Raw genomic sequence first — 11,819 nt, forward strand, 5'->3', positions numbered from 1 at the left:
ATCAGTCCGCCCGCGCCGGGCCACCAACCACTCCCGACCGGCGGACCAACACGCCGAAGACGCCGACCATCAGCAGTCCGCCGACGACGAACGGCGACCAGAACCGCAGGACGTACAGCGCGGCCATGATGGGCGGGCCGACAGTCCGCCCGAGGCTTCCGGCACCTTGGGTCACGCCGAACGCACTCCCTTGTACGTCGGCCCCCGCGACTTTCGAGACGAGCGTCGTCAGCGACACGGAGAGGAGTGCGTTGCCGAGCGAGAGACCCGGCAGGACGAGCAGGAGCGCGACCGACTCTCTGGTTAGAAACGCGAATGCGGCAGTTTTCGGGACCAACGCTCGCCCCAGTTCGGGTGTGAACGGCAGTGCTGCGAGCGCGAACGTCAACAGCAACGCCCCCGCGACCGCGAGTAAGGAGTCGGCGTATCTGCGCGAGAGTCGCCCGACGAGCGCACCCTGAAAGACGACGCCGAGCGCGCCGACGTACGTCAAGAGAACCGCCGTCTGGCTCGCGTCGTAACCGTAGTAGTCCGCCGCGAACGGGATAAACATCACCTGTACGCCCGAGAACGCGACCGACAGCAGGAAGAACGCGACGACGAGTCCGCGCAAATTCGCGTCAGCGACCGCCGACCGGAACGTCCCAATCCACGACTGGCGGCGCGCGCTGGCCGATTGCGCTCCGGACTCTTCGAGGAACGCCGCCGCGAAGAGCAGATTGAGCAGGCTCAGCCCTGCCGCGGCGAAACTCGGCAACGAGAACTGAGTCGTCGGAATCGCAGCGGGAAGCGTCGAACTCGCGGTTGCGACCACGGGTGCGCTGGCGAAGAAACCCCCGAGTGCGGGGCCGAAGATGAATCCGAGGCCGAACGACGCGCCGACGAGGCCGAACGCGCTCGCCCGGCGCTCCGGCGGTGTGATGTCGGAGACGTACGCTTGCGCGGCGGCCAGATTTCCACCCATCGCGCCCGCCAACATCCGGGAGACGAACAGCACGGCGACGCTTCCGGCGAGGCCGAAGACGGTCCACGCGACGACGCTCCCCGCGACCGAGATGAGGATGACCGGTCGCCGTCCGCGGCGGTCCGAGAGCGCGCCTAAATACGGAGCGAAGAGGAACTGCATCAACGAGTACGACGCCGCGAGCAGGCCGATGTACACGTCGCTGACGCCGAAACTCCGGACGTAGAACGGCAGAATCGGGATGATGATGCCGAACCCCAGGAGGTCGATGAACACCACCGCGATGACCGTCGCCAGCGCCCGGCGCGGATTCGCGAGCGTGGCCGTCTCCGGCGTCGTGGCAGTCGCGGCTCTAGGAGAAGACACTTCTCACAACGACGACTGCCACGCTCGTAACGATTGCGCTGGTCGGAGTTTCGTTCGAGTCAGCGAACGAGTTCGCCGAACACCGACGACTCTATCTTCCGGAGATGCTCGCCGACCGTACTGGGAGCAACGCCGACCGCTCCGGCGATTTCCTCGTGGGTAGCTTCGCGAGGATTTTCGTAGTAACCAGACTCGACCGCCGCGTCCAGAATTTCGCGCTGACGCGCAGTCAGTCGAGCGTAGAGGTCCTCGGCGTCCGGCCGGTACTCGCCAGTCGAGACGATTTCCACGTCCACGCTCTCCGGTTGGTTCGCCATGGCGTTGGCGAAGTCTTCCTCGCGGCCGACGTAGGTCGCGCGCATCCCGCCGTCGTCAGTGTACTCGACTGGCATCTTGACGACGAGTTCCTGCTGGCGACGGCGTTCCATGAGTCGCCGAATCGCCTCGGTCGGGTCGTAGTGACTGTAGGAGAACATCCGGCCGTCGCCGTCGTCCGTGACGGTGAAGTCGTAGACCGTGTCGCTGGCGGACAAAATCTCGCGCAGTCGGTCGGTCTCGCCGCTCGCTTCCGCGAACATCACGATGGACCCGTCGTCCAGCAGTTCCGCGCGATGGATTGCTTCGCGGCGAATTTTCGGCTCGTCGCGCAGTGCCCGCTCTAATGGATGGAGTTCATCCTCTTTCGGCCGGGCGACCACCGTGACGTAGCGCATACGGAGACCTGTCGAACGACGAGAACTTAAAGGCACCTCGAATGCGCGGCAGTAACGCTACCGACGTGGCGGGCCGAGATTCGACTATGAATCGCCTCGTCCTCGCTACCCTCCCCGAGTCGCTCGGGCACGCCCTCGGGTGGTCACAGATGGGCGTCGTCCAGCAGGTCGTCGCGTCGGTGCTGAGCGCCGCCTTCGTCGGCACGTACCTCATGGCGAACGCCGCCGTCGCTGGCCCGTGGGCCAAGCGGAAGATAGCCGCCGCCTTCTGGGACAAAATCGGCCCGAACCGAATCGGTCCGGCAGGCATCCTCATCATCGTCGCGGACGCGACGAGATTCCTCGCGAAGGAACTCATCGTGCCGAGACAGGTGGACAGACCGGCCTTCGACGTGCCGCCGATTCTGATACCGTTCTCCGCGATAGTCGGGTTCGCGGTGATTCCGATGGGTCGCATCTTCGGCGTGAACGTCCAACTCGCGGACCCCGCAACCGGCGTCGCGTACGTCTTCGCCGTCTCGTCGCTGGCGACGCTCGGCCTGACGATGGCAGGCTACGCCTCGAACAACAAGTTCTCGCTGATGGGCGGCCTACGCGCGATAGCGCAGAACATCGCCTACGAGATACCGCTGGTCGTGACTGCCGCTTCTGTCGTCTTACTCGCGGGGACGCTCAGAACCAGCGAAGTCGTCGCCACACAGCAGGACGCACTGGTGACGCTGTTCGGCGTAGCGATTCCGTCGTGGTACGCCTTCGTCAATCCCTTCGCGTTCGTGTTGTTCGTGGCCGCGAATCTCGCCGAGGTGGGTCGCAATCCCTTCGACATCCCGGAAGCACCGACCGAAATCGTCGCGGGGTACATGACCGAGTACTCCTCGGTCTACTTCGTGCTGATGTACGTCGGGGAGTTCGTCCACATCTTCCTCGGCGGGGCCATCGTCGCGACGCTGTTCCTCGGCGGGCCAGCGGGGCCAGTCCTACCGGGATTCGTCTGGTTCACCGTCAAAATCTGGGGATTCTTCCTGTTCACGCAGTGGGCGCGCTCGGCGGTGCCGAGGCTTCGCATCGACCAACTCATCGAAATCGGCTGGAAAGGTATGTTGGTGCTGTCGTTCCTGAACCTGCTCCTCACCGCCGTCTTCGTCGGTGTGACGGCAGTCTGAGCTGGTGAGTCAGAGACTCAGGCCAGTTCCATCTCCATCTTCGACATCTGGAGGAACGCCGTCTCGTACCCCTCGTGTCGGGCAACCTGTGGCGGCGCATTCACGGTCAGGGTCAACTGGTCGCCGGACTTGAGGCTGTCCACGCCGACGCCGTAGTGGTAGCCGAGTTCGGGGTCCATCGCGGTGGAGAAGTCGCCGTCGAACACCGTCTCGCCGTCGCGTTTCAGCGTCGCCGCCAACCCCATGAACGGGAGCGGATAGCGGTTGTACGGCGTACGGGCCGAAACGCCGAGGTAGCTCTTCCCGTCGGCGACGAAGTGGGGGTTCTCCTCGGTCGTGAATGCGAGGAACTTCGCGTCGCCGCTCGCACCTGCCGCGAGTCCAGTGGCGGGGAGGTCTTTCTTCGTGGGCAGTTGCGAGATGGGCATCTTCATGTCCATTGGCGAGATGGCACCTGCCTTGCCCTGTTTGTCGGGGAGATTCGTGTAGCCAAGGTCGCCCAACTTCTTGCGGGAATGGTCGAACTCGACTTCCAACGTCGTCCCCTCGCCGAACGCTCCCTGCAACTCGCCCATGCGCTTGGCCTGCATCGCGCCGATATCGAGCTTTGCCGTGTATTTTCCGTCGCCGTCGAGGTTCACGTTGTCGCCGAAGTGGTAGCCCATGTTCTGGGAGAGCATCGGCCACAACTGGCGGGAATCGACCGTCTCGCCGTCCTTCAGTAGTTCCGCGGAGACGTTTGCTGTCGGGAGAACAGTCTCCGTCTGTTTGTCCCAGATGGTCGCCATGAAGTGGGCAGTGACCTCTTCGCCGACCTTCGCGCGGTTCGTATTCCTGCCCGAGATGTTCCAGAACGTGTGTGGCAGACTGTACATCAGGCCGACTTTGTACCGGCCCTTCCCGCCCATCCCAAGCATCGTCATCTCGTCCTTGTGGGTCGGATAGTACACTGCGTTCTTGCGGTTCGCTACGGTCGTGAAGCTTCCCTGGCCCGCAGACCGTGCGGACTGCGTCTCGAACATGCCGGTACACCCTGCGAGTCCGGCGATTCCCGCGACGCTCGTCGCACGTAGGAAGTCCCGTCGTTGCATTACCAAACGCTAGCGACCCTGCTCAAATACGGATTCTGGTACGCGCGTCGAAAGCGAGGCTCCGGGTAGCGAGTTACAACTCGTCCTGCAAGAGTGGCGAGTCGGCGTCCGTGCAGTCTGGACGGCCACAGATGCCAGCGTCGTCACCTGCTCGTTCGACGCCGGAACTGAGTCGGTGGAGTTGCCACGTCGCCTCGTGACCGGTTTCGGCGCGGTGGTCGTCGATGCGAGTGCGGGCCGCTCGGAGTTTCTCGAACGTCTCGTCTACGTCGCAGTCCGGACACGTCACCGTCGCACGCTTGCTTGCCATCTGTCGAAACCTCGGAGACGCAGACACTCAATCCTGTCGCCCGCCTCCTCGACTGACAACGACGGTTCGAGTGACGACCCGTGGAACGACTCTGACTACGACGGTAACACGCTTTCGCCCGGTGAGTCCACCAACAGCACCATCGGCGAAAACGAGACGCAGTGGTATCGCCTCCAACGAGACGAGGCCAAGGAACTCCTCGCGGGTGGCGGTCTCTTCCTCGAACTGAGGCTGACCGACCCCAGCGAAGACGACTTCGAGTAGTCACTCCTGCCGAACGTCGTGTTTCAGCACGCCGACGCCCTCGGCTTCGACCTCAACTTCGTCGCCGTCAGAAAGCGAGCCGACGCGGACGCTCCCCGCGGGGTCACGGAATCGGACTTTGTGCACGGGGAATACTGGCGAGTCGGGAGATAAAGAGGTTGGCTGTGCGGTCGATAGTTCCGGCTGTTCTCACGAGGCGAAAGAGTTAGGAAGCAGAAAAGTTCTGTTCAGCGTATGCCCTCCCATCGCTCCCGCCGAGCGTTCCTCGCCGCAGGCGTGGGAACGCTCGCGTCGCTCGCTGGCTGTCTCGGGTCCGACTCGGTCCTGATTGCGCCGAAGTCGTACCACTCGCCGCCGATGTCCGACGGCGAACTGCACCGCTACGAACCCGAGCGAACGGTCGAAAAACTAGATGTCGGCGACCCGGACGCGATTGCGAACGACCCTGACACGCAACCACACTCCGTCGGCATCTGGAACGTGGGCGAGGCAGAACGGCGAATTCGGGTCGAACTCCGAGACGTCGATAGCAACGAACAGATTTTTGCGGAGACCGTGGAATTTCCCGCAGACGCCGAGCTATCGTTCCGATTGTACGAACCCGCGACGTACGTACTCCGCCTTCACGTTCCCGCCACGGGCGTGCGCGAGACATTGCAGATTCCTCGCGAGACGTTCGACTGTAACGAATCCTCAACGTCGGTTGGCGTCTTCGGCTACGAGATCCGGTCTACGACTTACTCACAACTCCTCGCGTGCGAAAGTGGCGTCACCACGGGAAACACGACCGAATCGAACTAATCACTCGTTACGGATTCGACGGAGGAAGCGCCCGCAGTTCTCTGGGCGGAACGAGGAAGTTCCCACGGCGAAGCACGTCCATGTACTGCAAGATGCCGTTGTTGTTCTTCTGCCCGAGCGCAGTCGCCTCCTCCGCTAAGTCCGCGCCGTTCATCGCCTCGCGGGTGTCCACGAAGTCAGAGATGGTTCGCTGGAGCGCGACGAAGTGCAGACCCGCCTCGCCGCCGTCCGTCGAGTCGAAGTCGCGCCGCAGGATGAGCGGCGAGTCGTCGTCCGTGCGAGCGCGAGCGGCCTTCTGGGAGTGGCCGACCATCCCCTTCGTCTTGGCGTCGTCCGGGGCGTGGGCGGGGCAACTCTTCTCGGACATCTTCGCGGAGGTGCCGAGGTTGTCGCCCGCTCCCTCGACCAGATTCTCCTCGGCGTGAACTGGGCAGAACATCTTGCCGACGCGCTGACTGCGACTGTCTTGGTCGTACCACTGGTCGAGTTGCAGGCGAATCCGCGAGACGTGCTGAGTGGTCCCACCAGCGAACGGCCCCGACTGGATGGTCACGCTGTCTTCGGTCGCCTGATTCTTCTTGAAGCCCGATTTGAACCCCATGTAGAGCGGCGCGTCCTCAGAAACTGGCTCGTCGTCCGGAATACCCTGGACGTCCTGATTTTCTGCTGGCAGGCCGTCGCCGACGAAGCCAGTTCGACGCTCGGCTTTCTGCATGACACCAGCGAGGTCTGCCTGCACTTCGACGCCGTTCAGTTTCGATTTGTTGCCCAGCAGTGCCTCCTCGGCGGCCAACACGACCGACGCGTGGTCGCTGGCGAGGTGGACGACGGCGTCTTGCAGGTCTCTCTTTGGGTCCTCGAACGACGCGAGAGCCTTCGGTTTCGGGAGGTCCACGGAGTCTGGCAGGTCGGCGTCGAACCGCTCGAAGTAGGCGGGCGAGTAGCCGACCGTGAACAGCAGTCCCTCGTGACTTCGCTCGTAGGCGTGTTCGAGGCTCTGGAAGCTCTTTTCGACAGTCTCGCGCTCCGCATCGCTCGGCGTGCCGTCACCCGCGTAGTTCAGCAACAGCACGACGTGGTGGCGCGGGGCAACGTCGTTGCCGTGGTCGTCCGACTCCAACGCCGCGTTCCACGCGTGCTGGCGCTTCGGGAGCGACGAGAGGTCCTTCGGTCCCGTCGCTACGTCTGGTTCGCCGAATCGCCCGAGACACGCCGAGAGTGCCGACGTGCCGCCGATGGCGACGGCGGCTTTGGTGAACTGCCGTCGCGAGAGTCCCCGAGAGTCGTTCATTGGTCGGCGCTAAGGAGCGGACGGAAAAGGGGGTTGTGGTGCGTGCGTCGAAAACCTACCCTTCGAGCGCCAGCCTTGCCGTGTCTCGCAACCACTCGATATCGTCGTTGCCGAAGCGGTCCAGATGCGACGCCCTGAACGACTGGTCGGAGTCAGCGAACTCCTCCGGCGTCCAGAATCTTGCGTCGATAGCGTCCGATCCCGCGTCGAGCGTCCCGGCCGTCTCCGACCGCTCGACAGCGAAGTCTACGTTCGCCATGTACTGGTTCTCGACCGGTTCGCCCGCCGAGTCGTGAAAGTAGGTCAGCACGGCGGGGTCCACGGTGAGACCCGTCTCCTCTTCGAGTTCTCTGGCGACGCCCTCGCGCGGCGATTCGCCACACTCGACGCGACCTTCGGGAAGTTTCCACTCGCCGGAACTGCGGAAGTCTTCCACGAGGAGGATGCTATCACCGTCGAGGACGGCGACGCCCCCAGCGGGACAAGGATTGTGGAAGACGTAGTCGTCGCACGACTCGCATCGGTAAATCGTCGGCTCTTCGACCGTCTCTAACTTCGTTCCACAGTACGGGCAGAAATCTGGTGGTAAGTTGACCATACTCGTGTCACCGTCTAACAGGCAATAACTATTTTTAGGGAAAACGATAGTGATAGACGTTCTGAGAGCCAACCTCGCCGTCACGAACTCCCGCTCGTCACGGGTTTCCGTTCGCGTACGCCGTATTGGGAATCTTCGGGAGGAGCCACGAGAGGAAGGCATCTTGGCTCCGCGTCTGGGTCCACACGCGCCCCGGACCGGTGAACCGACAGACCAGTCCCTCCCCGGAGAGGAACGTCGATTTCAGCCCGGCGACGCGCTTGACCGCGAAGTTCGCCGAGGCTTCGAACGCGACGATGTGGCCGGTATCGACCGTGTACCGCTCGCCTTCGTCCAGTTCTCTCGACTCGATAGCGCCGTAACTCGACATGAACAACGGACCGCTCCCCGAGACGCGCAGGAGGAAGAGGCCTTCGCTCCCGAAGAACGTCTTCGCGCCGCCGAACTCGGTGTCCACGTCGAGGGCCGTGTCGCCCGCGATGTAGGACCCAGATTGGACGTAGATGGTCTCGTCGGTGAGTTCCTCGTGGACGACGTCGCCGGGCAAGGGCGGCGCGAGCGAGACTGTTCCCTCGCCGCTACCTGCCGTGAAGGTGTTCTGGAAGAAGCTCTCGCCGCCCAAGACGCTCCGGCGAATCGACTTGAGGAAGCCGCCTGTGGCGTTGGTCTCCATCGAGACGTTCTCGCCGTGGCTGACCATCGCGCCACCTTCGGCGTCGATGCTCTCGCCCGATTCGAGCGTGACGTTCAGTTGTGAGAATGCGGGACTCTGGACGATCTCGTGACGCATGACGGGACCACGACGACCCTGCCTAAATGATTACTCCTCGAAGAACCCATCCACCAATCTCGTAAATCTGTCCACCATGCGCTCGGGAAGCGACGGCGTAATCGACCCGAGCAGTTTCGCAGTCGCTTCGGGCCGACAGAGCGCCACGTAGACTCGGTTCCCGTCGCGGCGCTTCTCGACCATCTCTTGTTCGACCAGATTGTCGAGGTGCCACTCGACGGTGCTTCGCGCGAGGTCCACTTCGTCGGCGAGCGTCGAGGGCCCCGTCTCGCCGTTGTCGAGGAGATACGCCAGCAGGTCGCGGGCCGTCTCTCGCCGGAACATGGCCAGCGCGGCGCGCTCCCAGTCGTCGTACTCCGGCGGGTAGTAGTGCGTTCGCCCGTACAGTTCTTCGGCGGTGACTGCCTCCGAGTCGCCGAGTTTTCGGAGGTGGTACTGCACCTGCCCCGGAGCGAGGTCCAGCGAGCGGACGACCTCGTTGAAGTGGACGCCGGGCTTGGCGTGAACGTGGTCTTCGATGGTCGCGCGCGTTTCGCTCACGACTGCTCACCTCCCGTCACTGTGCGGGCCGAGCGGGCGTCGTAGACCGCCGCAATGACGAGTGCGGCCATTACCACGTCGAGTCCGTGTTCGAAGACGTGGTGAGAACCGTCGGCGACCGACCCGGTCAGGGAGAGCGTGGCGACTGCGGTACGGGCGAGCAAGGTAGCGAGTGCCAGCGCCACCAACAAGTACGACCGCGTTCGTCGCCGGAGAAACGCCGCGAGTGCGAGCGCGAGGACGAGCGCAGACCCGACGCCCGCCAACGCCAGCAGGGCGGCCATGCCCAGCGACTCCGTGGCGACGTGCTGGCCGCCCAGCGACAGCACCACTCGCACGCCGCCCAGCAACACCGTGACTGCCATATCGTCTCGTTGGTGTCTCGCGCGTTTATCGGTTCTGTTGTGGGCAGAGAGGACGAAAAACGAGTACCGAGGAAGGGGATTACCGATGCTGTTCGATGGTCCGGCGCAGGTCCGCTTCGACTGACCTCGAATCGGCGTCCGCAACGGTCAACGTGGCGCGACGCTCGTCCATGTCCGCCATCTCGGCAAGCAGACCGCCGCGCTTGTCGATTTCGACGTGGACGGTCAGTTCGCCCTCTGACTCGCGGGGGACGAGTTCGAGTTCGTCGAAGTCGCCCGCGAACGGGCCGGAACGGGGCTTGAACTCGAACTCTTGGATGAACGAGCGCCGCGAGGTGAACGCGCCGTGGGGGTCGGCCTGACACTCCGCGGTGTGGAACGTGAACCCGAGCGACTCGACGGCGTCGAAGACTGCTTGGAGGCGCGGACTCGGTTCTACCTCGATGTAGTCCTTGTCCTCGGGGTCGAGCGCCCAGTCGATGTCCAGTCCCGTCTCCACCCACACGTCCGTGTGCCCCATCGTGGTGGGCGTGCTGTAGGGAATCGTGAACTCCACGTCGAAGGTCCGCTCCTCGTCGGGTTCGATGGTGAACGACTCGGTGAGTCGGAACTTGTCGATGACGCTGCTCTTGCGGCCGTCTTCGGTGCGATAGCTCGTGATGAGCGCGAAGTAGACGTCGTCTACGTCCTGTCCGGTCGAACCGCCGTGGACTTCGACTTCGGCCTCGACGGTCTCGCCTGGTCGGAAGGTCGTCTTCGGGAGGATGGTGTCTACCTCGGCGGCACCGATGCCGACGCTGGAGAGGATGTTTTTCATCGCAGGCGAGAGTCGTCAGCGAGAGCACCTATCCTTTGTGGCGACCGAGACAACACGCCACAAACGGCCACAAGACGAATTACGGGAAGTGTGCACCACTTAGCCAATGACCAACGCTCGCCCGCGACTCCTCGCGCTCTCCGTTGTGCTACTCCTCATCCTCGCCGGGTGTTCGGCGAGCGAACCACAGCGAGCGACGACGAACGTCGAAACGGAGGCAGGCGGAACAGTGACCGCCTCTGGGGACGTGGTGGAGACACAGGTGAGCGGGACGACGGAGTCGCGAGCGACCTCGAAAACCCAGACGACGCGGGGGGCAAACGACGATGGCGACGGTGACGCTTCCAGTGACCAATCCGCAGACGACCAGTCCGAGCAGTCGAACGACGTGGCGGCGCAGGCCGACAGTAGGAACTCGACCGTCGCCCGAACTGGCAACGTCAGCGTCGTCTCGCAGACCGACGCTGACGGTGATGGCTACGCGACGGCGTTCGTCCTCCAGATTCGTGCGAACACGACGCTCGTGGACACTGACCTCGGAGGCCAAGACGGCGACCCCTACTTCGTTGTGACCGTGGGAGATTCGGAGGTAGCGACCACCGAGCAGGTCGAACGACGCCTCAACGAGACTCTCACGGTCGAAATAAACGAGTCGAAACTGTCGGACGTGACGCGCAAGAGCAAGACAGTCACGGTGACACTCCGAGACCGCGACCTCCTCACTGACGACGAGATAGCGAGTTGGTCCGTCGAAATCGACGTGGAATCTGCGACCGACGACGAACAAGGAGGCGAGTCTGGGAACGAGGAAGCGGGGAACAAGGAGTCTGGGAACGAGACGACGACTGGCGTGTGAGTGTTCGGACTACTCCGATTCTACTCCGTACCGAGTGACTCCGCCCCGGCACGAAGTCGCGCGAACAGCGACTCGCCCCACGCGACCGCCGGAGCGGTGTCGTTGTGGACGAACCCGAGGATAGCACCGTCGTCGTACAGCATCACGCCGACCGATTCCGTTGGCGTGCCGTCGGAATCGGCGTGTTCGAAGAGTACGAGACTGAACGGAAGCGTCTCGGAGACTTCCCCAACAGTGACGCCGGGGACCTGAAGAAGCGAACGGAACTCCTCGGAACGTCGCTCCAGTAACCACTCGGTGACTTCCGTCGCAAACAAGAACGTCGCGTCCATCCCCGCCCGAAGTCGCCGACCGTAGATATCGACGTAGCGCGGGATTATCGCCGACGCGAACACGCGAGCGTCGGTCACGTCCGAGAGGATGGACTCCAGTTTGCTGACTGGTTCCTGTGGACTGTGCTGGGTCGGGACCGAGACCGAGGCGTCTTCGAGCAACGCGGCGTCGAGCGGAGTGTCCGGCGGGAGGTCGGCGAGTGCGGTTCGTAGTTCGGCCAGTCCGAGCAGGCGCTCGCTGTACCGGTCGTACTCCGCGAGAGCGAGTTTGCCGACGAGCGTCGTCCGATAGCCGTCTCGGGTCCGTTCGACGAACCCGGCCCGTTCGAGTTCGCGGAGCGCGCGGTCTATCGTCGAACGCGACTCGTCGAGTTCCCGTCCCAACTCGGACTTCTGGCGTGGCGTCCGAAGATAGTGGAGGAAGTGGCTCCGCGTCTGCAACCACTTCTGGAGGTCGGCGAGCGGAGGGCGCATGTCGTAGTGATAGTTCTCTCGAACTAAGAACCTATATACTACAAGCAATATAAGTGTCCCAAAAATATTTATTGCAAAAGCCAT

Annotated in this window: 15 protein-coding genes; 3 read left to right on the forward strand and 12 right to left on the reverse strand. The window is 63.3% G+C overall.

Annotated elements, in window-relative coordinates; genetic code table 11:
- Window position 1: 1 nt before the first annotated feature.
- Entirely contained in the window at window positions 2-1,330 is a 1,329-nt protein-coding gene (locus F7R90_RS20475; protein WP_158059411.1) for an MFS transporter, read from the reverse strand.
- A gap of 59 nt (window positions 1,331-1,389) precedes the next feature.
- Window positions 1,390-2,043 (reverse strand): helix-turn-helix domain-containing protein, encoded by a 654-nt coding sequence (locus tag F7R90_RS20480; protein ID WP_158059412.1) that lies wholly within the window; start codon window positions 2,041-2,043, stop codon window positions 1,390-1,392.
- A gap of 86 nt (window positions 2,044-2,129) precedes the next feature.
- Between F7R90_RS20480 and F7R90_RS20485 the strand changes: the two genes are divergently transcribed.
- A complete protein-coding gene (locus F7R90_RS20485) occupies window positions 2,130-3,206 on the forward strand; it encodes a complex I subunit 1/NuoH family protein (protein WP_158059413.1) in 1,077 nt (358 codons plus the stop codon).
- A 17-nt stretch (window positions 3,207-3,223) separates the two neighbouring features.
- Here F7R90_RS20485 and F7R90_RS20490 read toward each other — a convergent pair whose 3' ends face one another.
- The 3 genes from F7R90_RS20490 to F7R90_RS20500 all read right to left on the reverse strand — a co-directional run bounded on the left by F7R90_RS20490 (window position 3,224) and on the right by F7R90_RS20500 (window position 4,997).
- The gene (locus F7R90_RS20490) at window positions 3,224-4,297 is read right to left on the reverse strand and encodes an iron transporter (protein ID WP_158059414.1); all 1,074 of its coding nucleotides are present in this window, start codon (window positions 4,295-4,297) and stop codon (window positions 3,224-3,226) included.
- A 73-nt stretch (window positions 4,298-4,370) separates the two neighbouring features.
- Window positions 4,371-4,607 (reverse strand): DUF7542 family protein, encoded by a 237-nt coding sequence (locus tag F7R90_RS20495; protein ID WP_158059415.1) that lies wholly within the window; start codon window positions 4,605-4,607, stop codon window positions 4,371-4,373.
- A 264-nt stretch (window positions 4,608-4,871) separates the two neighbouring features.
- Window positions 4,872-4,997: a hypothetical protein gene (locus F7R90_RS20500; protein ID WP_267905119.1), complete on the reverse strand. Its 126-nt coding sequence runs from the start codon at window positions 4,995-4,997 to the stop codon at window positions 4,872-4,874.
- Window positions 4,998-5,105: 108 nt separating this feature from the next.
- Here F7R90_RS20500 and F7R90_RS20505 point away from each other — a divergent pair, with 108 nt between their 5' ends.
- On the forward strand, window positions 5,106-5,672 hold the full coding sequence (locus F7R90_RS20505) for a hypothetical protein (RefSeq protein WP_158059416.1): 567 nt from the start codon (window positions 5,106-5,108) through the stop codon (window positions 5,670-5,672).
- Between the two features lie 7 nt (window positions 5,673-5,679).
- Here the strand turns inward: F7R90_RS20505 and F7R90_RS20510 are convergent, their stop codons facing one another.
- The 6 genes from F7R90_RS20510 to F7R90_RS20535 form a co-directional block, all read right to left on the reverse strand.
- Window positions 5,680-6,963: a DUF7405 family protein gene (locus tag F7R90_RS20510; RefSeq protein WP_158059417.1), complete on the reverse strand. Its 1,284-nt coding sequence runs from the start codon at window positions 6,961-6,963 to the stop codon at window positions 5,680-5,682.
- Between the two features lie 55 nt (window positions 6,964-7,018).
- Window positions 7,019-7,561: an NUDIX domain-containing protein gene (locus F7R90_RS20515; RefSeq protein WP_192498484.1), complete on the reverse strand. Its 543-nt coding sequence runs from the start codon at window positions 7,559-7,561 to the stop codon at window positions 7,019-7,021.
- 97 nt (window positions 7,562-7,658) lie between these two features.
- Window positions 7,659-8,351, reverse strand: a complete 693-nt coding sequence (locus F7R90_RS20520; RefSeq protein WP_158059419.1) for a TIGR00266 family protein — start codon at window positions 8,349-8,351, stop codon at window positions 7,659-7,661.
- Between the two features lie 30 nt (window positions 8,352-8,381).
- Window positions 8,382-8,891 carry a winged helix-turn-helix transcriptional regulator gene (locus F7R90_RS20525; protein ID WP_158059420.1) on the reverse strand — a complete coding sequence of 170 codons (510 nt, stop codon included), beginning with the start codon at window positions 8,889-8,891 and terminating at the stop codon, window positions 8,382-8,384.
- Entirely contained in the window at window positions 8,888-9,256 is a 369-nt protein-coding gene (locus F7R90_RS20530) for a DUF7471 family protein (RefSeq protein WP_394352027.1), read from the reverse strand. The genes F7R90_RS20525 and F7R90_RS20530 overlap by 4 nt, the downstream gene beginning before the upstream one ends.
- Before the next feature lie 79 nt (window positions 9,257-9,335).
- On the reverse strand, window positions 9,336-10,073 hold the full coding sequence (locus tag F7R90_RS20535; protein WP_158059421.1) for a sporulation protein: 738 nt from the start codon (window positions 10,071-10,073) through the stop codon (window positions 9,336-9,338).
- Window positions 10,074-10,179: 106 nt separating this feature from the next.
- Here F7R90_RS20535 and F7R90_RS20540 point away from each other — a divergent pair, with 106 nt between their 5' ends.
- A complete protein-coding gene (locus tag F7R90_RS20540) occupies window positions 10,180-10,929 on the forward strand; it encodes a hypothetical protein (protein WP_158059422.1) in 750 nt (249 codons plus the stop codon).
- A 20-nt stretch (window positions 10,930-10,949) separates the two neighbouring features.
- Here the strand turns inward: F7R90_RS20540 and F7R90_RS20545 are convergent, their stop codons facing one another.
- Window positions 10,950-11,735 (reverse strand): helix-turn-helix transcriptional regulator, encoded by a 786-nt coding sequence (locus F7R90_RS20545; RefSeq protein ID WP_192498485.1) that lies wholly within the window; start codon window positions 11,733-11,735, stop codon window positions 10,950-10,952.
- Window positions 11,736-11,819 lie beyond the last annotated feature (84 nt).

Source organism: Halorussus halophilus (assembly GCF_008831545.1).
Lineage (GTDB): Archaea > Halobacteriota > Halobacteria > Halobacteriales > Haladaptataceae > Halorussus > Halorussus halophilus.

What these genes read in the sequence shown, in the direction of transcription:
- F7R90_RS20480 (WP_158059412.1), bottom strand. Translation starts at nt 2,043, where the DNA reads ATGCGCTACGTCACGGTGGTCGCCCGGCCGAAAGAGGATGAACTCCAT.
- F7R90_RS20485 (WP_158059413.1), top strand. Translation starts at nt 2,130, where the DNA reads ATGAATCGCCTCGTCCTCGCTACCCTCCCCGAGTCGCTCGGGCACGCC.
- F7R90_RS20490 (WP_158059414.1), bottom strand. Translation starts at nt 4,297, where the DNA reads ATGCAACGACGGGACTTCCTACGTGCGACGAGCGTCGCGGGAATCGCC.
- F7R90_RS20495 (WP_158059415.1), bottom strand. Translation starts at nt 4,607, where the DNA reads ATGGCAAGCAAGCGTGCGACGGTGACGTGTCCGGACTGCGACGTAGAC.
- F7R90_RS20505 (WP_158059416.1), top strand. Translation starts at nt 5,106, where the DNA reads ATGCCCTCCCATCGCTCCCGCCGAGCGTTCCTCGCCGCAGGCGTGGGA.
- F7R90_RS20510 (WP_158059417.1), bottom strand. Translation starts at nt 6,963, where the DNA reads ATGAACGACTCTCGGGGACTCTCGCGACGGCAGTTCACCAAAGCCGCC.
- F7R90_RS20515 (WP_192498484.1), bottom strand. Translation starts at nt 7,561, where the DNA reads ATGGTCAACTTACCACCAGATTTCTGCCCGTACTGTGGAACGAAGTTA.
- F7R90_RS20520 (WP_158059419.1), bottom strand. Translation starts at nt 8,351, where the DNA reads ATGCGTCACGAGATCGTCCAGAGTCCCGCATTCTCACAACTGAACGTC.
- F7R90_RS20530 (WP_394352027.1), bottom strand. Translation starts at nt 9,256, where the DNA reads ATGGCAGTCACGGTGTTGCTGGGCGGCGTGCGAGTGGTGCTGTCGCTG.
- F7R90_RS20535 (WP_158059421.1), bottom strand. Translation starts at nt 10,073, where the DNA reads ATGAAAAACATCCTCTCCAGCGTCGGCATCGGTGCCGCCGAGGTAGAC.
- F7R90_RS20540 (WP_158059422.1), top strand. Translation starts at nt 10,180, where the DNA reads ATGACCAACGCTCGCCCGCGACTCCTCGCGCTCTCCGTTGTGCTACTC.
- F7R90_RS20545 (WP_192498485.1), bottom strand. Translation starts at nt 11,735, where the DNA reads ATGCGCCCTCCGCTCGCCGACCTCCAGAAGTGGTTGCAGACGCGGAGC.